The 24,723-nt window shown below is 58.5% G+C and carries 30 protein-coding genes and 1 tRNA gene; 10 read left to right on the top strand and 21 right to left on the bottom strand.

The genetic code is table 11. The features are described 5' to 3' along the window. Nucleotides 1-31: 31 nt before the first annotated feature. The 8 genes from NE623_RS08305 to NE623_RS08340 form a co-directional block, all read right to left on the bottom strand. A complete protein-coding gene (locus tag NE623_RS08305; RefSeq protein WP_256272108.1) occupies nt 32-2,404 on the bottom strand; it encodes an endonuclease MutS2 in 2,373 nt (790 codons plus the stop codon). Between the two features lie 21 nt (nt 2,405-2,425). Beyond that, nucleotides 2,426-3,166 (bottom strand): DNA repair protein RecO, encoded by a 741-nt coding sequence (recO, locus tag NE623_RS08310; RefSeq protein ID WP_256272107.1) that lies wholly within the window; start codon nt 3,164-3,166, stop codon nt 2,426-2,428. Nucleotides 3,167-3,355: 189 nt separating this feature from the next. After that, nucleotides 3,356-4,267, bottom strand: a complete 912-nt coding sequence (gene era / locus NE623_RS08315; RefSeq protein ID WP_256272106.1) for a GTPase Era — start codon at nt 4,265-4,267, stop codon at nt 3,356-3,358. Beyond that, a complete protein-coding gene (locus NE623_RS08320) occupies nt 4,248-4,748 on the bottom strand; it encodes a diacylglycerol kinase (RefSeq protein ID WP_256272105.1) in 501 nt (166 codons plus the stop codon). The genes era and NE623_RS08320 overlap by 20 nt, the downstream gene beginning before the upstream one ends. Next, nucleotides 4,738-5,238, bottom strand: a complete 501-nt coding sequence (gene ybeY, locus NE623_RS08325) for an rRNA maturation RNase YbeY (protein WP_147610340.1) — start codon at nt 5,236-5,238, stop codon at nt 4,738-4,740. The genes NE623_RS08320 and ybeY overlap by 11 nt, the downstream gene beginning before the upstream one ends. A 31-nt stretch (nt 5,239-5,269) precedes the next feature. After that, on the bottom strand, nt 5,270-6,247 hold the full coding sequence (locus tag NE623_RS08330; RefSeq protein ID WP_256272104.1) for a PhoH family protein: 978 nt from the start codon (nt 6,245-6,247) through the stop codon (nt 5,270-5,272). Between the two features lie 122 nt (nt 6,248-6,369). Continuing rightward, nucleotides 6,370-7,518 (bottom strand): sporulation protein YqfD, encoded by a 1,149-nt coding sequence (locus tag NE623_RS08335; RefSeq protein WP_256272103.1) that lies wholly within the window; start codon nt 7,516-7,518, stop codon nt 6,370-6,372. Continuing rightward, a complete protein-coding gene (locus NE623_RS08340) occupies nt 7,515-7,826 on the bottom strand; it encodes a YabP/YqfC family sporulation protein (RefSeq protein WP_256272102.1) in 312 nt (103 codons plus the stop codon). Before NE623_RS08340 ends, NE623_RS08335 begins: the two co-directional genes overlap by 4 nt. Nucleotides 7,827-7,884: 58 nt before the next feature. Here NE623_RS08340 and NE623_RS08345 point away from each other — a divergent pair, with 58 nt between their 5' ends. From NE623_RS08345 to NE623_RS08355, 3 genes are read left to right on the top strand one after another with little or no spacing between them, the layout of a single operon-like run. Beyond that, a complete protein-coding gene (locus NE623_RS08345) occupies nt 7,885-8,943 on the top strand; it encodes a hypothetical protein (RefSeq protein ID WP_256272101.1) in 1,059 nt (352 codons plus the stop codon). Between the two features lie 31 nt (nt 8,944-8,974). Then, entirely contained in the window at nt 8,975-9,196 is a 222-nt protein-coding gene (locus NE623_RS08350; RefSeq protein ID WP_256272100.1) for a hypothetical protein, read from the top strand. A 12-nt stretch (nt 9,197-9,208) separates the two neighbouring features. Continuing rightward, nucleotides 9,209-10,048: a hypothetical protein gene (locus NE623_RS08355; RefSeq protein ID WP_256272099.1), complete on the top strand. Its 840-nt coding sequence runs from the start codon at nt 9,209-9,211 to the stop codon at nt 10,046-10,048. A 48-nt stretch (nt 10,049-10,096) separates the two neighbouring features. On the opposite strand, the gene NE623_RS08360 is transcribed toward NE623_RS08355, so the two are convergent. Together NE623_RS08360 and NE623_RS08365 are read right to left on the bottom strand one after the other, a co-directional pair. Next, nucleotides 10,097-10,969 carry an SIR2 family NAD-dependent protein deacylase gene (locus NE623_RS08360; protein WP_256272098.1) on the bottom strand — a complete coding sequence of 291 codons (873 nt, stop codon included), beginning with the start codon at nt 10,967-10,969 and terminating at the stop codon, nt 10,097-10,099. Next, nucleotides 10,890-11,693: a protein-ADP-ribose hydrolase gene (locus NE623_RS08365; protein WP_256272097.1), complete on the bottom strand. Its 804-nt coding sequence runs from the start codon at nt 11,691-11,693 to the stop codon at nt 10,890-10,892. Before NE623_RS08365 ends, NE623_RS08360 begins: the two co-directional genes overlap by 80 nt. Before the next feature lie 207 nt (nt 11,694-11,900). On the opposite strand from NE623_RS08365, the gene NE623_RS08370 reads away from it, so the two are divergent. Beyond that, nucleotides 11,901-11,976 (top strand) — tRNA-Thr (locus tag NE623_RS08370). 121 nt (nt 11,977-12,097) lie between these two features. Here the strand turns inward: NE623_RS08370 and NE623_RS08375 are convergent. From NE623_RS08375 to NE623_RS08400, 6 genes are read right to left on the bottom strand one after another with little or no spacing between them, the layout of a single operon-like run. Beyond that, nucleotides 12,098-13,489, bottom strand: coding sequence for an aminopeptidase (locus NE623_RS08375; RefSeq protein WP_256272096.1), 1,392 nt, complete (start codon nt 13,487-13,489; stop codon nt 12,098-12,100). A gap of 18 nt (nt 13,490-13,507) precedes the next feature. Next, nucleotides 13,508-14,095, bottom strand: coding sequence for a lytic transglycosylase domain-containing protein (locus tag NE623_RS08380; protein ID WP_256272095.1), 588 nt, complete (start codon nt 14,093-14,095; stop codon nt 13,508-13,510). A 31-nt stretch (nt 14,096-14,126) separates the two neighbouring features. After that, complete coding sequence (gene coaE / locus NE623_RS08385) at nt 14,127-14,714, bottom strand: dephospho-CoA kinase (RefSeq protein WP_256272094.1); 588 nt, start codon at nt 14,712-14,714, stop codon at nt 14,127-14,129. Beyond that, nucleotides 14,711-15,730 (bottom strand): L-threonylcarbamoyladenylate synthase, encoded by a 1,020-nt coding sequence (locus tag NE623_RS08390; RefSeq protein ID WP_256272093.1) that lies wholly within the window; start codon nt 15,728-15,730, stop codon nt 14,711-14,713. Before NE623_RS08390 ends, coaE begins: the two co-directional genes overlap by 4 nt. 3 nt (nt 15,731-15,733) lie before the next feature. After that, nucleotides 15,734-16,819: a peptide chain release factor 1 gene (gene prfA, locus NE623_RS08395; RefSeq protein ID WP_256272092.1), complete on the bottom strand. Its 1,086-nt coding sequence runs from the start codon at nt 16,817-16,819 to the stop codon at nt 15,734-15,736. Between the two features lie 41 nt (nt 16,820-16,860). Then, nucleotides 16,861-17,049 (bottom strand): DUF951 domain-containing protein, encoded by a 189-nt coding sequence (locus NE623_RS08400; RefSeq protein WP_256272091.1) that lies wholly within the window; start codon nt 17,047-17,049, stop codon nt 16,861-16,863. A 144-nt stretch (nt 17,050-17,193) separates the two neighbouring features. On the opposite strand from NE623_RS08400, the gene NE623_RS08405 reads away from it, so the two are divergent. Together NE623_RS08405 and NE623_RS08410 are read left to right on the top strand one after the other, a co-directional pair. Then, complete coding sequence (locus NE623_RS08405; protein WP_256272090.1) at nt 17,194-18,102, top strand: S1 RNA-binding domain-containing protein; 909 nt, start codon at nt 17,194-17,196, stop codon at nt 18,100-18,102. Between the two features lie 107 nt (nt 18,103-18,209). Continuing rightward, entirely contained in the window at nt 18,210-18,785 is a 576-nt protein-coding gene (locus NE623_RS08410; protein WP_256272089.1) for a DUF4364 family protein, read from the top strand. An 85-nt stretch (nt 18,786-18,870) separates the two neighbouring features. On the opposite strand, the gene NE623_RS08415 is transcribed toward NE623_RS08410, so the two are convergent. Beyond that, entirely contained in the window at nt 18,871-19,056 is a 186-nt protein-coding gene (locus NE623_RS08415) for a hypothetical protein (RefSeq protein WP_256272088.1), read from the bottom strand. A 60-nt stretch (nt 19,057-19,116) separates the two neighbouring features. Here NE623_RS08415 and NE623_RS08420 point away from each other — a divergent pair, with 60 nt between their 5' ends. Further along, nucleotides 19,117-19,335, top strand: coding sequence for a hypothetical protein (locus NE623_RS08420; RefSeq protein WP_256272087.1), 219 nt, complete (start codon nt 19,117-19,119; stop codon nt 19,333-19,335). A gap of 48 nt (nt 19,336-19,383) precedes the next feature. Here NE623_RS08420 and NE623_RS08425 read toward each other — a convergent pair whose 3' ends face one another. After that, on the bottom strand, nt 19,384-19,530 hold the full coding sequence (locus tag NE623_RS08425; protein WP_256272086.1) for a hypothetical protein: 147 nt from the start codon (nt 19,528-19,530) through the stop codon (nt 19,384-19,386). A 412-nt stretch (nt 19,531-19,942) separates the two neighbouring features. Here NE623_RS08425 and NE623_RS08430 point away from each other — a divergent pair, with 412 nt between their 5' ends. From NE623_RS08430 to NE623_RS08440, 3 genes are read left to right on the top strand one after another with little or no spacing between them, the layout of a single operon-like run. Then, on the top strand, nt 19,943-20,314 hold the full coding sequence (locus NE623_RS08430) for a GntR family transcriptional regulator (protein WP_256272085.1): 372 nt from the start codon (nt 19,943-19,945) through the stop codon (nt 20,312-20,314). Between the two features lie 3 nt (nt 20,315-20,317). Further along, nucleotides 20,318-21,178 (top strand): ABC transporter ATP-binding protein, encoded by an 861-nt coding sequence (locus tag NE623_RS08435; protein WP_256272083.1) that lies wholly within the window; start codon nt 20,318-20,320, stop codon nt 21,176-21,178. After that, on the top strand, nt 21,175-21,855 hold the full coding sequence (locus NE623_RS08440; protein ID WP_256272082.1) for an ABC-2 transporter permease: 681 nt from the start codon (nt 21,175-21,177) through the stop codon (nt 21,853-21,855). Before NE623_RS08435 ends, NE623_RS08440 begins: the two co-directional genes overlap by 4 nt. A 306-nt stretch (nt 21,856-22,161) precedes the next feature. On the opposite strand, the gene NE623_RS08445 is transcribed toward NE623_RS08440, so the two are convergent. Genes NE623_RS08445 through NE623_RS08455 form a run of 3 tightly spaced genes read right to left on the bottom strand, consistent with a single transcriptional unit; the run spans nt 22,162 to nt 24,722 of the window. After that, nucleotides 22,162-22,881, bottom strand: a complete 720-nt coding sequence (locus tag NE623_RS08445) for an ABC transporter ATP-binding protein (RefSeq protein WP_256272081.1) — start codon at nt 22,879-22,881, stop codon at nt 22,162-22,164. A gap of 2 nt (nt 22,882-22,883) precedes the next feature. Further along, nucleotides 22,884-23,645 (bottom strand): ABC transporter ATP-binding protein, encoded by a 762-nt coding sequence (locus tag NE623_RS08450; RefSeq protein WP_256272080.1) that lies wholly within the window; start codon nt 23,643-23,645, stop codon nt 22,884-22,886. After that, on the bottom strand, nt 23,646-24,722 hold the full coding sequence (locus tag NE623_RS08455) for a branched-chain amino acid ABC transporter permease (RefSeq protein WP_256272079.1): 1,077 nt from the start codon (nt 24,720-24,722) through the stop codon (nt 23,646-23,648). Between the last annotated feature and the right edge of the window lies 1 nt (nt 24,723).

Below are 24,723 nucleotides of genomic sequence, written 5' to 3' on the forward strand. Positions count from 1 at the left end.
ATAGACAAAAACACAGGATTGTTTTGAATTATTACTTTAATTCTACCACCGTCACGCCGCTTTCGCCCTCGCCATAGCGGCCCAGACGGAAGCTCTTGACAGCCTTGTGGGTGCGCAGATGCTTCTGGATAGCAGTGCGCAGGGCGCCGGTGCCATTGCCGTGGATGATGTACAGCGTGGACTGGCCGCGCAGCATACCGCTGTCCAGGAATTTGTCGACCTCGTTCAGTGCCTCGTCCACGGTGTAGCCCAGCAGATTCAGCTCCATGCTGGTCTTGCGGGTCTTATCCAGCTGCACGTGGGTGGAACGGCGCGGCTCGGCGGGCTTGCGCTTTTCCATCTTGTCCGGCGCACGCAGGTTGGAAAGCGGCACCTTGGTTTTCATAATACCGGCGCGAACCTCCACCATACCGTTTCTGTCCGGGCGGGCCGTGACGGTGGCCGTCTGGCCGAGGTCTGCAATGACAACCTCCTGCCCGATCTGTACCTCCTTGAGGGGCACAAACTCTTTGACAGGCTGCGGCTTGGCATCGGTCTTTTTCAGCAGCGCCTCTGTGTCCTTGCGGGCAATTTCCCGGGCGCGGACGGCGCGCTGGGCGGCGCTGGTCTTTTCGTCCTTCTGGATGCGGCGCAGCTCGTCCGTCAGGCTGTAGGCCTCGTTCTGCACCTGCTGCATCAGGTCATGGGCCTGACGGCGGGCGTTTTCCAGCTCATCCTCGCCCTTTTTAATCAGGGCGTCGCGCTTTTTCTCGGCGCTTTCCAGCGCGTGCTCGGCGTCATACTTGGCCTGCTCCGCCTCTGCCTGCGCTTCCTTCAGCTGTACCTTCAAATCGTCCAGCTGAGACAGCACACTGTCCAGCCGCTTGTCGTCATTGGACATATGGTTCCGGGCGGCGTCGATGATTTCCTGCGGAATCCCCAGCTTGGCGCTGATGAGGAACGCATTGGACTTGCCCGGCACGCCGACGCTGAGCTTATAGGTCGGCATCAGCGTCTCTACGTTAAATTCACAGCTGGCGTTCACCACGCCGGGCGTTTCCAGCGCATAGACCTTCAGCTCGGCATAGTGGGTTGTGGCCATAAGCAGGCTGCCCTGATGGCGCAGACGCTCCAGAATACTGACAGCCAGTGCCGCGCCCTCGGCGGGGTCAGTGCCCGCGCCCAGCTCGTCCAGCAGGGTCAGCGTGCCATGCCCGGCCAGCTCCAGAATCCCGCTGATGCGCTTCATATGGCCGGAGAAGGTGGACAGGCTCTGCTCAATGCTCTGTTCATCGCCGATGTCCACCAGATATTCGTCAAAGTGGCAGACGATGCTGCTCTCGTGTGCGGGAATCAAAAAGCCATGCTGCGCCATTGCGTTGAGCAGGCCCGCGGTTTTCAGCGAGACGGTTTTACCGCCGGTGTTGGGGCCGGTGATGACAAGGGTGTCATATTCACTGCCCAGCGATATATCCACCGGCACCACCTTTTTCTTGTCAATCAGCGGGTGGCGGGCCTTGTTCAGCCTGAAACAGATTGTATCGCTGACAGCGGGCATAAAGGCGTTCTGCTCCACGGCCAGCCGGGCCTTTGCCAGCAACAGGTCAATTTTCAACATTGCATCATAGCTGTAGGAGAACTGCGGCTCAAGGGAAGCCACCTGCGTGGAGAAGGAGGTCAGAATCCGGGTGATTTCCTCCTGTTCCTGTGCGCGCAGCTGCATAATGCGGGCGTTGGCCTCGACCACGGCGGTTGGCTCGACAAAGACCGTTGCGCCGGTGGAGGATACGTCATGGATGACGCCGCCCACCTCGCCGCGGTACTCGGCGCGGACCGGCACGACATAACGGCCATTGCGCAGCGAGACCACCGCGTCCTGCAGGAACTTGTTTGTGGTGGAGTTGCGGATGATGTTATCCAGCTTGGTGCGGATGGAATCCTCGGTCTGGCGGATTTTGCGGCGCAAATCGTGCAGGGTCACGCTGGCGGTGTCGGCCATTTCCTCCGGCGAAAGAATGCTCTCACTGATTTGCTTTTCCAGCACCGGCTGAGGTGCCAGTGCAAAGAACAAATCATCGGTGGGCAGCATCTCATGCTCGCTCAGGCCATACCACTGGGACAGGCCGGAAAAGTTGCGCAGCGTTGCGGCGATTTCCAGCAGCTCTCCCATCGAGAGGATGCCGCCCTTGTGGGCGTGGGCCACAATACGGCGCACCTCGCGCACGCTGCCGAAGCGGGGGCTGCCGTTTTTGATGAGCAGCGCATTGATGGCGTTGGTTTGGGCTAGGTCATAGCGCTCGTCCTCCACCGTGGGGGCGGGCTGCAGCGCCTGCATCATTTCCTTGGTTTCCTGGCAGGCACAAAGCTGCACAGCCCGGGCCAGCACCTTGTCCAGCTCGAGGGTTGTTTTATAGGTGGTATCCATACAGGGTTTTGGTCTCCTTAGTCAAAGTACGGTTTTTAAAAAGTCCAGGCTTTTCAGCCCATGCTCCAGATGCGCCAGCGTGTACTGCTCGCTGGTGCGGGAAAGCTCCTTGAGGCTCTCGGGTGAGAGCTTGAACCCGAACAGCTTTTTGTCCTCGCTCAGGCAGATATGGCGCAGCGCGTAGAGGGCGGCGGTGTCCAGATTGGGGATATGCCGCGCCTTCTCGGCACAGTCGGCACAGAGCAGGCGTCCCTCGACCGGGTCAAGGTAGAAGTCCCCGCCGTCATATTTACCACACCCCGCGCAGGCCAGCACATCGGGCATATAGCCTGCCAGCGACAAGGACCGCAGCTCATAGAGAGGCTTGAGCTGGGCGCAGGGGTATTTTTTCTCGCTGACCATATACAGGCAGTTCAAAAGCAGGCGCAGCTGGGCATCCGCCTCGGGCGGTGCCGGGGAGAGCTCCATCGCAATCTCCGACATATAGCTGGCCAGCGCCATCCCCTCCACCGTGGCGGAAATGCCGTGGAACACCTTTTTCACCTGAGCGGTGTCCACAAAATAGTGGCTGCGCCCGCTGGACAGCCCAAATTCCGAGTAGCAGAACAGCCCGGTTGCGCTGAACAGCGCGCTTTTCATACGCAGGCTGCCGCGGGCCGAGGCCGAAATCACCCCTAAATCAGGCGTCAGGATGGTCAGTATCCGGTCGGCCTCCCCCACCTTGACCTGGCGCAGCACAAGGCCCGTTGTCGCCACCTGCATTTTCATCCTCCTGTGCTGTGCGCTGCTGTGCTTTGTACGCTAAATAGTCATAAATACTGCCGGTCTGCGCAAAACGCAGCCAGTGTGCCGGGTCTGCCATACTGCCCACCCCCTGTGCGTTCAGTGTAGCACAACGGCGGCGGGGATGTTGGCGGAATTGCGGTCAGAAAACAGAATACAAGAATCCGCTTACGGCTTGGCGAAGCCCAGAGAGTTCAGCTGCAGCTCGTTGTCACGCCAGTCCTCGCGGACCTTGACCCAGCACTGCAGGTTGACCTTCACGCCCAGCAGCTCCTCAATATCCATACGGGCGGCAGAGGCAATTTTTTTGAGCATCTGGCCGCCCTTGCCGATAATCATACCCTTGTGGCTCTTGCGCTCGCAGTAGATGTCCACATCAATGTCAATCAGGTCCTTGTCGGGGCGCTCCTTGAAGCGCTCGACCACAACGGCAATGCCGTGGGGGACTTCTTCCCGCAGGAAGAGCAGCGCCTTCTCGCGCACAAGCTCGGCCACAAGCTCCTTCTCCGGCATATCGGTAAAAGCGTCATCGTCAAAGTAGTGCGGGCCCTCGTTGCCGTAGGGCTTGAGCATGGCAAACAAATCATCACAGCCCGTGCCGTCCTTGGCCGAGATGGTGACAATGTGGTCAAAGCAGCCGAACTCCTCCAGCTGCTTCTTGCGGGCCTCCAGCGCGGCGAAGTTATCCAGCAAGTCCACCTTGTTGATAACCGCAATGGCGGGCCCGCCCTTCTGCAGAGCCTTGACCATGGTCAGCTCGGCGTCGGTAAACTCCCCCGCCGGTTCAAACAGCATCATCGTCACATCGACATCCTTCAGGCTGGCGGCGGCGGTCTGGGTCATACGGGCGTCCAGCTTGTTGCGGGCCGCGTGGATGCCAGGGGTGTCCATCAGCACATACTGCACCGGGCCCTTGGTGATAACGCCAGTGATGCGGCTGCGGGTAGTCTGGGGCTTCTTGGTCACGATGGCGACCTTCTCGCCCACAAGGTAGTTGGTCAGGCTGGATTTGCCCACGTTGGGGCGGCCCACCAGCGCCACAAAGACGCTGGAGGGCATTTCAGGAATCGGTTTTGCCATTCGGTTGTTTGCCTTTCTCTGTTGAGTTGGAAGAACGGAAAATAAATTTGTAAAATACAATCAGCGTGAGCAGAAGCCACAGCGGGCGTGTCGGCCGCGCGGTAAAGGCCGCCCACAGAATGTCCAGCCGCGGCCAGAACAGGCATACCGCCACAATGACCGTGCCGATGGCCATGACAAGCACCGCACCTGCCGCCATATCCTTGGCTGCGCCCGCGGTCCACCAGTGGGTGGTATCGGGCTTGTCCACCGCGCGCTCAATGGCGGAGTTGACAAGCTCCAGCGCCAGCACCGCCGCCACACAGAGCGCGATCAGAGCTGTTTCCACCGCAGGCAGCTGCGCCCAGTAGGCTGCCACAAAGGCATAGAGCGCCGCACACAGATGAAAGCGGAAATTGCGCTCCTCCCGTATGGCGGCGCGTATGCCGTTGTAGGCATAGACAAAGCCCCGGGCAAAATGCGTCAGCTTCTCAAATTTCATCGCTCGTATACGAAACCGTGCGGGGCAGGCCCAGCTGGATCAGGACGGCTTCTTCTTTTTCGCGCATACGCACTGCCTCCAGGCCGCCGGCCTCATGGTCATAGCCCAAGAGATGCAGCATGGAATGTACCGTCAGGTAGGCAACCTCGCGCTGCAGGCTGTGGCCGTACAGCTCGGCCTGCTCCATGGCGCGCTCCATCGAAATCACGATGTCGCCCAGCAGCTTGCAGCCGTTGTCCTCGTCGATGTCATACTCGCCGTTTTCACCCAGAGGAAAGCTGAGGACATCGGTGGCGGAATCCTTGTCGCGGTATTCCTTGTTCAGCTCGTGGATACGGTTGTTATCCACAAAGGTCACACTGATTTCAGCCGGGCCGTCAAAATGCTCAAAATCCAGCACAGCGTTGCAGCTGCGGCGAATCAGGATGCGCAGGCCGGAAGGAACCTTGACTACGTTCTGATCATTGGTAATCAGTACCTTATTGGACACGATAATCTACCTCCGTTTATATAGTTATGATTTATTGTTGGTTCTGCCGGGGCATCTTTTCCTCGGCAGCTTTTTCATAGGCTTTTACGATCTGCTGCACCAAGCGGTGGCGCACAACGTCCTTCTCGGTCAGGCGCACCTGGGCTATGCCCTCCACATCCCGCAGAACGTGCAGCGCGTCAATCAGGCCGCTGCGGACCTTATCGGGCAGGTCAATCTGGGTCACATCGCCGGTGACCACCACCTTGCTGCCCACGCCCATACGCGTCAGGAACATCTTCATCTGCTCCGGCGTGGTGTTCTGCGCCTCGTCCAGAATGATGAAGGCATCGTCCAGCGTGCGGCCGCGCATATAGGCCAGCGGGGCCACCTCGATGACCTGCTTTTCAAACAGCTTCTGGAAGGTTTCCGCCCCCAGCAAATCAAACAGGCCATCATACAGCGGGCGCAGATAGGGGTCCACCTTGTTCTGCAAATCGCCGGGCAGAAAGCCCAGCTTCTCGCCCGCCTCCACAGCGGGGCGGGTCAGGATGATACGGCTCACGTCCTTGGATTTGAACGCCTTGACCGCCATAGCCACCGCCAGATAGGTCTTGCCGGTGCCCGCAGGCCCGACGCCGAAGGTGATGGCATTCTTGCGGATGGCGGTCAGATACTCCTTCTGCCCCAGCGTCTTGGGGTGGATGGGACGCCCCTTGGCGGTGACGGCCACAAAATCCTCCGTCAGCTCCTGCAGGCGCTTTTGCTCTGCGCCGTGGGCCAGACTGATGCAGTAGCGCACCGTCTGCTCCTCCAGCGGAGTGTGGTTTTCCATCAGGGTAATCATACCGTCCACAGCGCGGGCGGCGGCGTCCACATCCTTCTGCTCTCCGGTAAAGCGCAGCACCGAACCGCGGCATACAGCCGTGACGCGGAACTCCTTTTCCAGCAGATGAATATTCTGGTCACCGCTGCCAAAGATGGCCGCTGCCAGCTCAATGCTGTCCAGCTCAAGAGATTTTTCTGCCAAATTCAAATCCTCCCGATGATAGCTATACATTTAGATTATATCACAGTTTTTCTCAAAAGAAACTGTGAATATTGCACAAAATTTTATCCGTCATTTCGTCACTGTACGCAAAAAATGTTGAATCACTGCGGTTCTGCAATGTCAGCGGTGAAAATATAGGCCACAGCAGCGCGCGCCACGCCATCAGAAGCGGAAATTTCGCGCTGCTCCGCTTCGATTTCGGCATCCGGAAATTCCTGCAGCAGCTGCTCACGGCAGCGGCGCAGTGCCAGCGCGGCGGCGGTTGGCTCGCTGTAGGTCAGCGTGCCGGTTGTCTTTTCCCACGTGGTCACACGGCGCAGGCAGCCGGGCAGCGCCAGCCGCCCCAGCCGAAGCGGCTCCCACGCGGTTTGCCGCTCCCCTTCCAGCGGCACAGCCGGGGCGGCGGTGCGGGTGCAGCCGGGCAGATAGAGGGTGACTTCCTCCGCACTGCGGCCGGTGTAAAGCGCCGCTTCCGCTGTCAGCGGCTGGTCGGCCGTGTACTGCTTTTCCACCCGGGCCGTGATACGCCCCGCCGCCCCCTGCACCACGGCGCGCCCCTTGCGGTCAAGGCGCTCTGCGGATGCCAGCGGCTGGCCGCGTATGACTGTATCGCCGACCTTCACCAGCGCAAAACCGCTTTGCGTTTCCACCGCAAGAATTTTGCCGTCCGCTTTGGCGCACAGCCCCTGCGGTGGCGGGGTTTGCTGCACGGTCCGGCTCTGCGTCGGAGTGCTCTCTATCAGCAGGCACCCGCCGGTGAAGTTCAGGCTTATCCACCCAAAGACCTCGCTCTGGCGCAGCGCCTGCGCCTGTGCCGCCTGCAGAAGCGGCTGGGTCAGCCGGGTGCCCTCCTGAATGTGGCAGTCCGCCAGCAGAGCACGCATGGCGGGCTGTAGATCGGCGTCCATCGCGCCAAAATCAATGCACCAGACAAAGCCGCCCAAAAGCTGCAGCAGCGCGAAAAAGAGCACCGCCCCCACGGCCAGCCCCAGCCGTGTGCGCAGCAGCGCCTCGGCGCGGCGTCCCGGGCCGCGCCGGGCCGTGACGGTAAGCGTCCAGCCACCCTCGCGGGCCAGCTGCTCCAGCCGACGGCGGTCCGCACCACCGGCGGTGGCCGTGCAGCCGTCCTTCTGCCAGCGGACACGGCGCAGACGCACCCCCGCTGCAGCGGCGCGGTTCAGGAATCGGTGTGGCTCCGTCCCGGTGACGGCAAAGCGGAAAACATCCGCTGCCCACAGCTGCAGCTTCACGGCGGCACCTCCTCCCATTTGCCGCGCAGCTCCACCCGCGTGAAGCGCCCGGCCAGTATCAGTCTTTTGCCCGCGAAGGATTCTATCTGCAGACCCTCGCCATACAATGTTACCAGAGTGTCGCCCATATCCAGGCAGATGCGCTGCGGGGTAAAGTCCAGCACCCGGCGGCAGCCATCGGTCAAAAGGCTACCGCCGCGCAGCTCCAGCTCCGGCAGGCGGTAGAAGTTCTCGGGCGGCGGGGCGGCCAGAGGGCGCAGCTCGGGGCGCTGCCACCGGCGGCGGGGATGCGGCTTTTTTGGTTTCATGGCTGTTCCCTCCCCACCCAAAAGCTGTCAGTCCAGTATACGCAGTGAGGTGCGCAATATGAACAACACAAAAAATCGACTCTGCACATTGGCGGCGCTCCTGCTGGGGGTGCTGGTTCTGGCCGCACCCAAGGCCGCCGCGCAGGGTTTTGCCGCGGGCACGGCTCTCTGCCTGCAAAGCGTGCTGCCCGCGCTGTTTCCGTTCTTTGTGGTGTGCGAGCTGCTGACCGCCGCCGCACCACCCGCCGCGCTGTTGCGACCCATGCAGCGCGTGCTGGGGCTTGCCTCGCCCGATACAGCGCAGGCCGTGCTGCTCTCCTGGGTGGGCGGGTACGCCGTCTGCGCAAGGCTGGCCGGGCAGCTGTACAGCGGCGAGCGCATACCACGGCAGGACGCAGTGCGGCTGCAAATTCTGGGCTGCTGCTCCGGGCCGGGGTTTGTCGTCGGCTGTGTGGGCGGGCTTCTTTTGGGCAATGTGCGGCTGGGCGTGGTGATGTACACGGCACAGCTTGCGGCCAACCTTGGCGCGGCGGCGCTGCTGCGCCTTGCCGGAGCGGATGCCTCCCCGCCGCCCGCCGGGCCCGCGCAGCGTCCGGCACAGCGCGCCATAGCTGCCCCGGATGGGGCCACCCTTCCCGGCGCGATTTCCGCTGCGGTGACCTCCTCACTGTCTGTTTGTGGGTGCGTGGTGTTTTTCCGGCTTGCCGGGGCTGTTCTATGCCGGGTGCTGCCCCTGCCTGCGGCGGTTGTCAGCGCTGTGCTGGAAATTTCCGCCGGGTGCGCTGACCTTGCTGCTCTGGGCGGGCAGGCAGCGCTGTATGGGTGTTGCGGGGCGCTCAGCCTGCTGGGGGTGTCTGTCTGGGCGCAGATTCAGCTGTTTGCGGGTGCGGCCTTCTGTCCGCGGGTGCTGTTCGTCAGCCGCTGTCTGCATTTTGTGCTGCTCCAGATAGCCGTGCGGCTCTGCGTGCGGGCTTTGCCCGGCGCGGCGGCCGTGTGTAGTACCCTGTCAGCGCGGGTGGTGCCGCTGTGGCGTATGCCGCCCGATGCCGCCGTGTGGGGGGTTATCTTTTTGGCGGCAGCACTTTACAAGCTGCGACAAAGCCTTTATAATGAATAGTGGTATAATTTTGTGTTTTGGGGTGACGCTAATGTTTAAAAAGACCTACTACGGCGCGCACATTGCCCCTGCCTGTGCCTATTGCCTGCATGGCGCCGCCGCGGCCGACCCCAAAATGGTTTTGTGCAAGCATAAGGGCGTTGTCTCGCCCTACTACTGCTGCCGCCGGTTCAGCTATGACCCCCTGATGCGTGTGCCGCGCCGTCAGGTTCTGCCCGAGCTGGATCCGAAGGACTTTACGCTGGATGATTAAAAAGGAGAAATCATGGCCCACCCGAGAATTGAAACGCTCAAAAAGAGCTGGCACGAAAAACGCTCCGTCACGCTGGTCTACATCCTGCTGCGCATTTCTGTTGTGCTGGTGATGCTGGCACAGATTTTCAACGGCAATTTTGAAAACGTATTTCTCTGCGTGCTGACACTATTGCTGTTTACGATGCCCGGCCTGTTGGAGCGCAAGCTGGATATCACCCTGCCGAACACTTTGCAGATTATCATTCTGCTGTTTATCTATGCGGCCGAAATATTGGGTGAGATTGGCGCGTACTACGTCACCTTCCCCTACTGGGACACCGTGCTGCACACGCTGAATGGTTTCCTCTGTGCGGCCATCGGCTTCTCCCTGCTGGACATTCTGAACCGCCACAACGAAGCGCGGTTTCACCTGTCGCCGCTGTATCTGGCCATCGTGGCGTTCTGCTTCTCAATGACGGTCGGCGTCATTTGGGAATTTTTTGAATGTACGATGGATCAGCTTTTCTTCCTGGATATGCAGAAGGACACCGTGGTGAACACCATCGGCTCCATTATGCTGGATTCCACCGGTGGCAACACGCCGTATGTGCTGAAAAACATCACCGACGTCATTGTTGTGCAGGCGGACGGCACCCAGACCGCGCTGGGGCTGGGCGGCTATCTGGACATCGGCCTTCTGGACACGATGGAGGATTTGTTCGTCAACTTCATCGGCGCGCTGACCTTCTCCATCATCGGCTACTTTTATGTGCGCAGCCGCGGCAAGAACAAGTTTGCCAAGCGGTTCATCCCGGTAGCCAACAACAGCGCCACCCTCGCCGAGGACCCGGCAGACAAAACCGAATCATAAAAGTTAAAGGCAGCTGTCCCGGTGTGGGCAGCTGCCTTTTTTGCAAGGTTATTTTTCCAGTGCGTCAAGCACCGCACCGATATCTGCATTGATGCAGATAGATTTTTTTTCGATTTCCCGGGGCGCACTGGCCTCCCCCAGATTGATGCAGGCATACGTGGCATCCGGCCACTGCACCGTCATACGCCAGAAGGGGTATTTGATGATTGCCGGGGTGTTGTACCCTGTGCCCAGCTCCAGAAAGAGTGTTTTGCTGCTTTCATGGCGGCGCAGGAAAGCGCTGTAGCGCTCGGCGGCGGTGTGCCAGCCCTCGTCCTCGACAAAGGTGTCGTCGCACCGCAGATTCATCGTCATCGGCTTGCCGCAGACCGGGCAACGCGGCACAAGCTCGCTCGGCACACGCATATCATGCTGCTGTTCAACCATCCGGCGGACGATTTCCTCATTGTCATAGGTTTTCTGGCAGCACGGCTCACTGCACTGGAACAGGCCGTAATCGCCTTGTGTGTAGAACAGGCGGCGCTTGTCAAAGCCCGCCTTCTGGAAGCAATGGTCTACGTTTGTGGTCAGGACGAAATAATCCTTACCCTTAACCAATTTCAGTAATTTGTTATATACTGGCTTCGGGGCGTCCTGATAGCGGTTGATAAAGATGTAGCGGCTCCAGTAGGCCCAGTGCTCCTCCTGCGTGTCGTAGGGGTAAAAGCCGCCGGAGTACATATCGGTAAAGCCGTAGCGGGCGGCAAAGTCCGCAAAATGTTCCTGAAAGCGCGGCCCGCTGTAGGTAAAGCCGGCGGAGGTGGAAAGCCCCGCCCCCGCGCCGAGGATGACGGTGTCAGCCTCAGCCAGCGCTGTGCGCAGGCTTGCAATCGGGTCGGAGGAGCTGTTCGTAAATTTGTCGGTCGGTATCCTTAAAAACATTGAAAATCACCTTTTTTATCGGGGTATTCTGGCGCAGAAATCCGGTCACGGTCTGCACGGCGATAGCGGCGGCTTCGGCGTTCGGGAAATGGAACTCCCCGGTGGAAATGCAGCAGAACGCCACACTTTCCAGACCATGCTCCGCCGCCAGTGACAGGCAGGCTTGGTAGCAGGAGGCCAGCAGCTCCCGGTCATGCTGTGTCACCCGGCCCGTAATAATGGGGCCTACCGTGTGCAGCACATAGCGGCAGGGCAGATTGTAGGCGGGGGTAATCTTGGCAGTACCGGTCGGCTCGGGGCGGCCCTGGCGGCGCATAAGGCGGTCGCAGGCGTTGCGCAGCTCCACGCCCGCAAAGGTGTGGATGCAGTTGTCGATACAGCGGTGGTTCGGCACATAGCAGCCGGTCATACCGCTGTTGGCTGCGTTGACAATGGCGTCGCACCGCAGGGTTGTGATGTCCCCCTGCCACAGATAGAGCCCTTCCCGCACGGGGCACAGGCTGTTCACATCGGTAATGCCCTTGGCGGCGGTTTCTGCTTGCAGATATTCGTCCTGCACGCGTATAAATTCCGGGCTGCAGGGCGCCGCCTCCCGCACATTGAGCAGGGCGCGCAGCAGCTGCTTCTGCCCCGCTGTGTCCTGCGGCACGGCCAAATCACGGTATTCGGGGCGCTCCTGTAAAAGCGCCTGTAAAAGATAGCGGCGGCGTTGCGGCTGGGTCATACGGCCTTTTCCTTCCTTCAGCTGAAATATTGCTTTCTTATTTGTATCATAGCACGCGGGCGGCACGGCGTAAAGTAAGCACATTTTTGTTATCTGGTTACCCGCAGGTGACTATCGCCCCGCCGGACGGAATAATTTTCGCAGTTTTCCGGGAAAAGGGCTTGACTTATTCTGTAAAATCTGTATAATATTATTGTTGTCTTGCGTGCTGGTGTGGCTCAGTTGGTAGAGCAGCTGATTCGTAATCAGCAGGTCGCCGGTTCAAGTCCGGCCACCAGCTCCAGACGAAATCCCCTGCGGTGCAGTTGCATCGCAGGGGATTTTTATTTATAGGAATGTGGGATTTCAAAAGGCAAGAGGCGCTGTATCTATGCGATACAGCGCCTCTTTTTGTGTATTCTGTCTTACTTTTCGTCCTCGCAGAAGGCCTTGAAGGTCAGGTAGGCCATATAGACATCGGCCTTGGAGACAATCTCAAACGGAGAGTGCATCGACAGCACCGGCACGCCGATGTCAATGGTGTCAATATCCTGGTTGGCAACGTACTTGGCAACCGTGCCGCCGCCGCCCAGATCCAGCTTGCCCATCTCGCCAATCTGCCAGACAACCTTGTTTTCGTCCATCAGGCCGGTCAGGTAGCTGACCAGCTCGGCAGAGGCATCGCTGGTACCGGACTTACCGCGGGAGCCGGTGTACTTGTAGATAGCCACGCCGCGGCCCGCGTAGGTGCCGTTGTCCGGCTCAAAGGCATCGGCAAAGGTCGGGTCATAGGCGGCCGTGACGTCCGCAGACAGGCACTTGGCAGCCTTGCAGGCGGTGATGTAGTCCGCACCCTGCCCGGCGCAGAGCTGCTGCAGGAAGTGGAAGGTGTACATACTGTTCAGGCCGGTCACACCGTCAGAGCCGGTCTCCTCCTTGTCGGTCAGGACGCAGACGGAGGTGTAGGCCGGGTTCTTGACCCCGATTTCCGCCATCAGCGCCGGATACGCGTCAACGCGGTCATCGTGGCCGTAGGCGCCAATCATAGCGCGGTCCAGACCAATGTCGCGGGCCTTATAGGCGGGCACAACCTCGATTTCAGCGCGGGTGAAATCGCGCTCGGTAATGCCGTAGGCCTCGTTCAGCATACCCAGCACGTTGAGCTTGATACGCTGCTCGGCGTCCTTATCCTCGATGGGCAGGGACGCAATGACCACGTTCAGATCCTCGGCGGTAATGCCCTCGGCCAGCGTCTTTGCGCTCTGCTTTGCACCCAGATGCGGCAGCAGGTCGGTAATGCAGAATACCGGGTCATCGTCCTTCTCGCCAATGCAGATTTCCGCCTTGGTGCCGTCGGCGCGGTAAATCACGCCGTGCAGGGCCAGCGGAATCGTGGGCCACTGGTACTTGCGCACACCGCCGTAGTAGTGGGTGCGCAGATAGCCGATGCCGGTCTTTTCAAACACAGGCACCGGGCGCAGATCAAGACGCGGGGAATCAATGTGTGCAATGTTCAGGTGGAAGCCCTGCTCCATGCTCTTGGTGCCGATGGTAGCGGCCAGCACGCATTTTTCGCGGTTGATGGTGTAGACCTTGGTGCCAGGGGCATAGCTCGTGCCGGGCACAAACTTCTGGTAACCGGCAGCCAGCAGCAGTTTTTCGCTGTAGGCAGTGGCTTCGCGCTCGGTCTTGGCGTTATCCAGAAACGTCTTGTAGCCCTCGCAGAAGTCCTGCGCAGCCGCGATGGCCTCGGGCGCAGCATCGGCTACCGTCTCATTCTTATAGAGCAGATTTTTCAGTTCCTCGGTAGTTTTCATCTTGAAGTTCCTTTCTTCTTAACCATATATCTCCGAATAGCGTTGGTAGCTTTCGGTGATTTTCCTTACATATTGCCGCATCTGCGGATAGGGGTAGTGGTCCAGCGTAATGCCGTCTGACGAGTACTGCGTCTGCGTCAGCAGCTCATCCACCGCGCCGACACCGTTGTGGTAGGCCGCGGCGGCGGTGGCCAGATGGTTGTCATATTTTTTCAGGCAGTAGCTGACAAAAAAGCTGCCGAAGCGGATGTTCGTCTCGGGGTCATAGAGGCTGTCAAAGGTCAGTTCCTCCGTGGGGGCAATCTTGGTCTTGATCCAGTCAAACGTGACCTCCGTTATCTGCATCAGTCCCCTTGCCCCAGCGTTGGAATCCACATCCGGGTCAAAGTTGCTCTCGGTGCGGATGAAGGCGTACAGAATCATCGGGTCTATATCGTATTTCCCGGCATAATACTCCACGTACTCCGTATAGTGCTGCGGGTACTCCCAACGGTCGATTTTCTCCCGGAAGGCGGAAAACAGCAGCGTGCCCCCCAGCGCCAGCACCAGCAGAACAGCCAGCAGCGGTGCCAGAATGTTTTTTCTTCGTTTTTTTGCTCTTGGCATATTCCCTCCTTCTCCAACCTGTGCGGGGCAGTCAGATGTGCCCCAGAACAGATTGCAGCTTTTCGCGCAGGGCCTCGGGTGTGCTGTCATTGACAAGCTCCACGGTGGCGGCCGCACGCAGCACGTCCAGCGGCGCCTGTGCATCCAGACGGCGGCGGGCCATCTCCGGCGTAATGCCGTCACGGGCGCAGATACGCGCCACGCTGGTTTCATAGGGGGCTGTGACCAGAATCAATGCGTCACAGCGCGGTTCAAACGGCGTGCCGACGATGACTGCGCCGTCCACAAAGGCCAGCATCGCCCCGCCCTGCCGTGCCTGCTCCAGTGCAGCGTCAATGCGGCGCAGGATTTCCGGCTGGGTAACGGCGGTCAGTGCCGCCGTACCCTCCGGCGTGGCAAAGGCACGGTCTGCCAGCAGGCGGCGGCGCACACAGCCGTTCTCGTCGGCTATATCCGCCCCGAACACCGCCTGCAGCTGTGCAATGCAGGGCGAGCCGGGCTCCAGCACCTCCCGCGCCACAAGGTCTGCGTCAATACAAGGATAGCCCTGCTCCCGCAAGAAATTTGTCGCACTGGATTTACCGCAGCCAGAACGGCCCGTAATGCCGATTACTCTCATAGCTCTACCACCCGGAACGCCGCGGCGCGAATCAGGCGGTTGTAGACGGCCATCGAGACGCCGTCCTGCTCCGGGCAGCGGGCGTAGACCACCTGTGCGCCGTTCTTGTCCAGCTCACGCAGGGCCGTGAACAGGTGGTGCGCCTGCGTCACACCGTCATGGTTTTTGCCGTACTCGATAAACGGCACATCCAGCTGTGCGCCCTCGCCGTCAAAGCAGAGTGCCCACACGCCGGGGGCCTTGTGCGCCTCCATAAAGGCCCTGTATTGCGCAAAATCGCCGCGCAGAATCGTCACCTGTGCCTTGGGGGCGTAGTGTTTGTACTTCATACCGGGCGAGCGCGCAATTTCGCCGTCCTTGAGCTTTTCCAGAATGGCCGGGCTGACAAGGACTTCTTCGCCCAGCACGGCCTCCATCTGCTCCTTGGTGACATAACCGGGGCGCAGCAGCATGGGGTGCTCACCGGTCACGGCCACAACAGTGGATTCCACGCCCACGTTGGACTCGCCGCCGTCCAGAATCAGCGGCAGGCGGCCGTCCATATCGGCCAGCGTATCGGGGGCGTTGGTGGGGCTGGGCTTGCCGGACAGGTTGGCGGACGGTGCCGCAAAGGCAACGCCGCTTTCTTTGATAACCTGCTGCACCACCGGGTGGGAGGGCATACGCACGCCCACCGTGTCCAACCCTGCGCAGGTGACCTCGCTGACCTCCTCGCCGCGGGGCATAACCATCGTCAGCGGGCCGGGCCAGAAGGCCGCCGCCAGCTTTTTGGCGCGCTCCGGCACTTCGGACACAATGCCCTTGAGCATATCCATTCCATAAATGTGGACAATCAGGGGGTTGTCCTGCGGACGGCCCTTCGCCTCAAAAATTTTCTTGACCGCCTCACCGTTGCGGGCATCGGCGGCAATGCCGTAAACCGTCTCGGTGGGCAACGCCACCAGCTCGCCCTGCTGCAAGAGCTTTGCGGCCAGCGCTACGCTCTCCGGCGTGACGGGCAAAACCTGTGTTTTCATAGCTTAGTTTCCTTCTTCACTGCTTTGTTTGAGCTTTTCCTCCCGGTCGGCCAGAATCAGCGGCTCCACCACGCGGTCAAGATCGCCGTCCAGCACACTTTGCAGGTTGCGCAGCGTCAGGCCGATGCGGTGGTCGGTTACGCGGTCCTGCGGGAAATTGTAGGTGCGGATTTTCTCACTGCGGTCGCCGCTGCCCACCTGGCTTGCACGCTTGGCGTTATACTCAGCGTCATAGGCGTCCTGCTTTTGCTGCAGCAGGCGGCTGCGCAGTACCTTGAGAGCCTGTTCCTTGTTCTCGCGCTGGCTGCGCTGGTCCTGACACTCGACCACCATACCGGTAGGCAGGTGGGTCACGCGGATGGCCGATGAGGTCTTGTTGATGTGCTGGCCGCCCGCGCCGGAGGAACGGAAGGTGTCAATCCGCAAATCCTTGGGGTTGATTTCCAGCTCGACCTCCTCGGCCTCCGGCATAACGGCAACCGTGACGGTGGAGGTATGGATGCGGCCCTGCGTCTCGGTTTCCGGCACGCGCTGGACACGGTGGACGCCGCTTTCAAATTTCAGGCGGCTGTAGACATCCGGTCCCTCCACCGAAAAGACGATTTCCTTCACACCGCCGAGTTCTGTCTCGTTGACGCTGATGGTGCTGCACTGCCAGCCGTGCTTGGCGGCGTACATCGTGTACATACGCCACAGGCTGTGGGCAAACAGAGCGGCTTCCTCCCCGCCTGCACCGGCGCGAATCTCCAGAATTACGCTTTTTTCGTCATCGGCATCCTTCGGGATGAGCAGCAGGCGCAGATTCTCCTCGCTCTGCGCCAGATTCCGGCCAATTTCGCACAGTTCCTGCTGTACCATAGCAGCAAACGCCGGGTCCGATTCCGCGGCCAGCATTTCCTCGGCATCCTGCTTCTGGTGCTGCAAATCGGTATAGCGGCGGTATTCGTCAATCAGGGGGGTAAGCTCTTTGTAATCACGCATCATCCGTGCGTACTCGTCGGCGTTGGCCGCCGCATCGGGTGTGGACATTTTATAGGCCAGCTCCTCATAGCGGCGCTCGACCTCATACAATTCAGAAAATGGCTGCATAGCTTCTCCTTTGCACAAAATCAGATTTCTTGTGCAGGACGCTACTGCTCCCCCATGCGCAGAACTTTTTTGATGTTGCGCTCAATCTTGGCACGCGGCAGCATAATTTCATGCCCGCAGCCCTGGCACTTGATTTTAAAATCCATGCCAACGCGCAGTACATCGAAACGGTTCGCACCGCAGGGGTGCGGCTTCTTGGTCTGGATAACGTCCCCGACCTGTACGTCCATACGGCACACCGCCTTTCCTTAGTAGAATATAGAATATCATGTCTATTATAGTACAGCCGGTATTGTTTTGCAAATCTAACGCATAAAAGTTTATCAAGTCACCACAAAGCCACCACAATTTTTACAAGAAATGAGGAAACGAAAATGTTGGAATTCAGAGCTGAAGGTCTTTGCCGCAATGCGAACCATCTGAACCGCGAGGAGCTGAGCCGCTGTATGGCCACCGGCGAAGTACTGCAGAGCACCGCACTGGCCTACGATACTGAGCGCCGCCTGCGCTTTGAGCTGGGCGGCGTGCGCGGCATTATGGCCTTTGCCGACTGCGTGGACGCCGCCCCCGGCGAAGCTGTGAAGGATATTGCCGTGCTGACCCGCGTGGGGCGCCCGACCTGCTTTGTCATTATGGGCACTGAATTTGACGATAACGGCGAGGAATACTACATCCTTTCCCGCGCCGAGGCACAGCGTCGCTGCCGCACGCAGTATCTGGACAATCTGGAGGCGGGCAGCGTTATTCCCTGCACCGTGACCCACATTGAGAACTTTGGCGCGTTCTGTGACATCGGCTGCGGCATTGCAGCGCTGCTGCCCATCGACTGCCTGTCGGTCAGCCGCATTGCCTCCCCCGCTGACCGGGTTCAGGTGGGCCAGCAGCTGCTGTGCGCCATCAAGAACCGGGATGTGCAGGGCCGTATTGTGCTGACGCTGCGGGAGCTGCTGGGCACCTGGAGCGAGAACGCCGCCTGCTTTGCTGCCGGGGAGACCGTGGTGGGCATTGTGCGCAGCGTGGAGGATTACGGCGTGTTCATTGAGATCGCACCCAATCTGGCCGGGCTGGCCGAGGCAGATTCCACCCTGCGCCCCGGGCAGGCCGTGAGTGTGTACATCAAGAACATTCTGCCGGACAAGATGAAAATAAAGCTCGTTGTTGTGAACAAAAGTCTTGGCCAGCCGCTGCGGTTTGAGCCGCACTACTTTGTGACCCGCGGGCGGCTGAAGCGCTGGATTTATTCCACGCCCCAGAGCCGCAAGCAGATTGAGACGGTGTTCTGATTTTTGGTGTCCGTTTTTTGGCACTTTTAAATTTTGCCATCTTGCCACGGCCCGCCGCGGCGTGTATAATAGTAAGTACCGGAAAATTTGTCGAGGAAGTGGTTATGATGGCAGAAGCATTTACCGCCGGTGTGCGCCCCGGCGGCCTGACCGACGATACGCAGATTCGTATGCTGCTCTGCTACCTTATCAAAGTGACAGGCCCCGTAAAGCGCGACACCATGCAGGGTGCGCTTTTGCAGGAGCAGCTTGTCAATTATTTTGAGTTTGCCGATGCGCTGGTTGAGGTGGAAAAACAGAAGCTCGTCACCATTGACGCTGAGGGGCGCTACACCATCACACAGAAGGGCTCCACCGTGGCGGACACGCTGGCCTATGACCTGCCCCGCACCGTGCGGGAAAGCGCCATTCACGCCGTGATGCAGATACGCAGCTGGAGCCACCGCGCCGCGTCCAACCGCGCCACCGTGCAGGAGAAGGACGGCAAGTACAGCGTTGTCTGCACAATCGGCGATATGGGCAGCGATGTGTTCCGCATGGAGCTGGCCATGCCGGATAAGCTGACCGCCGAGATGATTAAGAACAACTTCATTGCCCACGGCAGCACCATCTACCCCAAGCTGATGGACACCCTGACCCAGCCTGGCAGCGAGGATGACCGCCCGCCGGCCGCATTACAGTAACAGCAGAACACCCCTTCGCATGGTTATGCCATACGAAGGGGCATTTTGTATGTTGGGTAAATGGGGGACCGTCAAAGTGCTGTATTTACTTTTTGTGGCTTTTGACCCAATGTACGATTCCTAAAATTAGCCAGACCAGCCCCATTACCAGTAAAAGGACTGCTTGCTTCGTTACATTTTCTATTTTTCCTTCACTTATCAAAAGTGCCGCCAAAAAAGCTATAGCTGCTACTATCCAACAGATGATGGCATATGCTTTTCTGTTTTTCATGATTTCTCCTTCTTTCTGAATTTTGAAATTTTACCTACAGCAGATTTCCTGCAAGCACCATTGAACGGACAAAACGCCTATAGAGGCCGGGCACGCCGTGATGCAGATACGCAGCTGGAACCACCGCGCCGCGTCCACCGCACCACCGTGCAGGAGAAGGACGGCAAGTACAGCGTTGTCTGCACGATCGGCGATATGAGCAGCGATGTGTTCCGCATGGAGCTGGCCATGCCGGATAAACTGACCGCTCCTACAACGATACTCCCAATTTGTTCGTAGGGCGGGGTGACCCCACCCCGCCGGGAGATTGCGGCAAACTGGAAGTTATTAGTGCTTATCTTTTAGAAAACAGCCAGCTACAGCGATGCCAAATCCAAGAAAACCTAGGACATATCCAAAGAAATTATTTGTTGTCACAGCAATTCCTAAAAGTATTGTTGCAATCCCCAATAACTCAATCTTAATTTCTTTCACAGCAAATACCTCCGTTACAAACTGGAAATTGTTTACTGTTTCTTCTTTACAACGAAACCAATAACGAACAAAATAATTGCAGGAATTACCAAAAACAAAGCATTTACTAACACCCACAAATAAAAAGGCGCAGAGTTTAGCGATGTTGAGTATTGAGTATAATCAACGATGCTCTTAATAACAAATACAATCAACAGAATGAGACTCACAATGTTGCATATCATAGGTACTTTCTGTTTCATTCTAAACACCTCCATAAATTCCGATTTGTCTATCTACAGTATAGCAAACCCCTTCTGGTAAGTCCAGCCGGAGGCTCTAATATTTACATTTCCCTATTGACAACTGTGTATAGTGTGTATATACTGTAAATATCGAATATGTACAGTTCGACCACAAGGAGCTTCTTATCATGCAGATTTACCTATCCAATTCCGGGCAGGAGCCGATTTACGCGCAGATTACGCGGCAAATCAAGCAGCAGATTCTGTCCGGTGCACTGCGCCCGGGGGACGCACTGCCCAGCATCCGGCTTTTGGCCAAGGAGCTGCGCATCAGCGTCATCACCACCAAGCGCGCCTATGAGGATCTGGAGCGCGACGGCTTTATCCTGACCCAGCAGGGCCGGGGCAGCTTTGTTGCCGACCAGAACCCCGCCCTGCTGCGGGAAGAACATTTAAAAAAGGTCGAGGACTGCCTGCAGGGTGCGGTGGATGCTGCACGTCTGGGCGGTATCGGCTATGACGAGGTTGCAGAGACACTGCGCCTTTTGTGGGAGGGCTGACCTATGGCAGCAAACGCCGCCGCACTGCGCGGCATTACCAAGCACTACAAAAATTTTACGCTCGGGCCGGTTGATTTGACCGTGCCTGCCGGCAGCATTGTCGGGCTGATTGGCGAGAACGGTGCGGGCAAAACCACGCTGTTAAAGCTGCTCTGCGGCGTCAACCGGGCCGACGGTGGCACGGCGGAGCTGTTGGGCGGCTTCCCTGCCGACGCCGCCACCCGCGCCAAGCTCGGCGTAGTATTTGAGGACGCTTTTTTCTATGAAAGTCTGAACGCCGCACAGGTCGGGCGCAGTATGGCGGGCCTCTTTGGGGCGCGTTGGAATTGGGAGGCGTTCCACGGCTATCTGCGCCGTTTTGGGCTGGATGCCGACCAAAAGCTCCGGGCGTACAGCCGCGGTATGCGGCTGAAGCTGAATCTGGCCGCGGCACTGGCCCACAGCCCGGAGCTGCTTGTGCTGGACGAAGCCACCGCGGGGCTGGACCCCGTGGTGCGCGGCGAGCTGCTGGACCTGTTTCTGGAGTTCATTCAGGATGAGCGGCACAGCATACTGATGAGCAGCCACATCACCGCCGATTTGGAGCAGGTCGCGGATTCCATCGCCTATCTGCATCGCGGGCAACTGCTTTTCCACGAGAACAAGGACGAGCTTTTGCAGGAGTACGGCGTCCTGCGCTGCGGCGAGGACGCGCTGGCCACCCTGCCCGCGGATTGCCTCGTATTCACAAAGCGCGGCGCGTTCGGCTGCGAGAGCCTTGTCAAAAGCCGCACCGCTGTGCAGGAGTTCTTGCCGGGCGTCGTCTGTGATGCCGCCAGCCTTGACGATATTATGCGTTTTTACAGCGGGAGGGACACACAATGAAGGGACTTTTTGCAAAAGAGCTTGCGATTCTGACAACCTCCCTCAAGCGCAACGTTCTGTTTGTCGCGCTTTTCTATGGCTTCATCAGCGTGGCCTCGCGCCAGCCCTATATGGCCTATGCGCTGGCGTTTTTCTTTACCCTTATCTGCTTATCCACGATTTCCTTTGACGAAAATTCCCACTGGGACACCTACGTCCGCACCATGCCGGTAACGCCCACGCAAATCATTGGGTGCAAGTATCTGTGCACCTTGGGCGGGCTGGTGCTGGGTATGCTGGCGGCCACCGGTATTATCGCGATCATCAATCTGGTTTGTACGGTATGGGTATCTGAACCCGGCGCAATCAGCTTCCCGGCCGATGTCGCCGCTACGCTGCTGGTCTGCGGGGGTATGGTGCTGTTGTTCGCCGCTCTGCTTCTGCCGCTTTCCTACAAATTCAACAGCGTAAATGCCAGAAGCTGGCTTTTCCTGTTGATTGCCGGTTTTGCCGGGCTGGGTGGTCTGCTCATTGCCATACTGCCTGCAGAGCTGCGCGGTGGTTTTATCACCCTGCTGAACAACACCGATGAAGCGTCCGCCCTGCTTATGCTGGCCGCCCTGTTTGCCGTGATGCTGCTTGTGTACGGCATCAGCTACCGGGTCTGCGTAAGGATTTACGAGAAAAAGGAATATTAAAGCAAAAAAGCATATACATCACAAGAATATCGAGATAGCTCGATAAAAGTGATGTATATGCTTTTCTTTTTGATTGTCGTGCGCGGTGGTTACTCGATAAATTCTGCTTGCGGGAACCGACCGGGCCGGGCGTGCCCGGCCCCTACAAAGCAACAAGTGGGTAGCGGCATTTATCCGCAAGCGCGGAGAGGTCAAGACCCCTCCCTACAGCGTTCCCGGAAAGAGCTCCGTAGGGGCTGGCATTGCCCGCCCGCAAAGCCTGCCCTCAACAGCATTTTTGGAAACAGTGCGATATGGTTTGCCGCCTTATTCGCAGCCCAGATACGCCTTGCGGACCTCGATGTTGTTGGCAAGCTCGTTGGCTTCGCCCTCCATCTTGATGGTGCCGGTTTCCAGAACATAGGCGCGGTTGGCGATTTCCAGCGCCATCTTGGCGTTCTGCTCAACCAGCAGCACGGTCACGCCGTTGCGGTTTACCTGACGGATAATCTTGAAGATTTCCTTGACCAGCAGCGGAGACAGACCCATCGAGGGCTCGTCCAGCAGCAGCATCTTGGGCTTGCACATCAGGGCACGGCCCATGGCCAACATCTGCTGCTCACCGCCGGAAAGCGTACCAGCGGGCTGGTTGCGGCGCTCCTTCAAGCGCGGCAGCAGGTCAAACACCATATCGAAATCGTTCTGGATGGCCTCCTTGCCGTCGCGGCGGGTGTAGGCACCCATCTGCAGGTTCTGCTGCACGGTCAGGCCACTGAACACGCGGCGGCCCTCCGGCACCTGCGCAAGACCCAAGCGGATGATCTTGTGCGCCTCCATCTTGCTGATGGTCTGGCCGCAATAGTCGATCTCGCCGCTTTGCAGCTTCAGCAGGCCGGAAATGGCGTGCATGGTGGTGGTCTTGCCCGCACCGTTTGCACCAATCAACGTGACGATTTCGCCCTCATTGACATGGAACGAAACGTCCTTGATGGCGTGGATAGAGCCATAATATACATTGATATTTTTGACAGAAAGCATCTCGCCCATAGTCAGTCACCTCCCAGATATGCCGCAATGACCTTCGGGTTGTTGCGGATGGCTTTGCCGTCACCGCGGGCAATCACACGGCCGTAGTCCAACACGGTGATTTCCTCACAGATACCCATAACAAAGTTCATATCGTGCTCGATGAGCAGGATGGCAACGCCGAACTGGTCGCGCACGCTGTGGATGGTGCGCATCAGCTCTTCGGTCTCGTTGGGGTTCATACCGGCGGCGGGCTCGTCCAGCAGCAGCAGCTTCGGGTTGGTGGCCAGTGCGCGGGCAATTTCCAGCTTGCGCTGTTTGCCGTAAGGCAGCTGGCTGGCCTTGTAGTCGGCCTCCTTGTCGAGGTCGAAGATTTTCAGCAGCTTCATGGCCTCGCGGTTCATCTCGTGCTCCTTCTCTTTAAAGGAAGGCAGGCGCAGGATGCCGGTCCACATACCGTACGGAATCTGATTGTGCAGGCCGACCTTGACATTGTCCAGCACCGTCATATCATTGAACAGACGGATGTTCTGGAAGGTACGAGCCACGCCCGCCTTGTTGATGAGCTCCGGGTTCTGGCCGGTAATGTCCTTGCCGTCCAGAATGATGTTGCCCTCGGTGGGCTTGTAGACGCCGGTCAGCATATTGAAAACCGTGGTCTTGCCCGCGCCGTTGGGGCCAATCAGGCCGTACAGATGGCCCTTTTCAATCGAAAGATCGAGCTGCGCAACGGCCTGCAGGCCGCCGAACGCAATACCTAAGTTACTGACTTCCAGCAGTGCCATTTACGCCACCCCCTTTTTCTCTTTGGCCTTGTCCCCTTCGCCCTCCTTGTGGAAGCGCGCTGTCAGCCGCTTGCGCAGGGCAATCATTTCGGGGCTCTGGTTGAAAATCATAACCACAATCAGCACGATTGCGTAAATCAGCATACGATAGTCGTTCATGCTGCGCAGCAGCTCCGGCAGAACTGTAAGCACTGCAGCCGCAATGACCGAGCCGCGCAGGTTGCCGATGCCGCCCAGAACCACAAACACCAGAATCAGGATGGAGGTGTTGTAGTCAAACTTCTTGGCCACCAGCGAGGAATAGTTCAGCGCGTAGAGCACGCCCGCAACGCCCGCAAAGACGGCAGAGGTGACAAATGCCATGAGCTTGTATTTCGTGATGGGGATACCCACCGAGCGCGCCGCAATCTCGTTGTCGCGGATGGCCTTGATGGCGCGGCCTGCACGGGAATTGACCAGGTTCAGGATAACCAGCAGCGTGATGATGACCAGCACAATGCCAATCGTGAAGGTGGAGGCCTTCTTGATGCCGGTAATACCCATAGCACCGTTAATCAGCACCTTGCCGTCCACTTCCATATTCAAAGAGGCGGAATCCTTCAGAGAAAAATGCAGGCCGTGGGAGTCAACACCCAGATAGCAGGCGTTCATCACGTTCTTGACGATTTCACCGAAGGCCAGCGTAACAATGGCCAGATAGTCGCCGGACAGGCGCAGAACCGGGATGCCGACCAGAAAGCCGAACAGGCCCGCCACAACGCCGCCGACCACAAAGGCCAGCAGCATAACCAGCGGCTTGGGTGCGCTGTCAGACAGCACCACATAAACCAGCGTGCCGGAGAAAGCGCCGACGCTCATAAAACCGGCGTGGCCCAGACTCAATTCACCCAGCATACCAACCGTCAGGTTCAGCGAGACGGCCAGAATCACATAGGCACAGATGGGCACAAGCTGACCGGAGAAGGAGTTCGTCAGCAGCCCGGCCGCGCTCAGGATCTGAATAAGCACAAAGAAGCCAATGACAATGCCCAGCGTGATGCAGTTGCTCTTGGTGGACTTTTTCATATTTTTCAACATA

Origin of the sequence: Gemmiger formicilis, assembly GCF_024462815.1 — a bacterium.
In the GTDB taxonomy this organism is placed as follows: Bacteria; Bacillota; Clostridia; order Oscillospirales; family Ruminococcaceae; genus Gemmiger.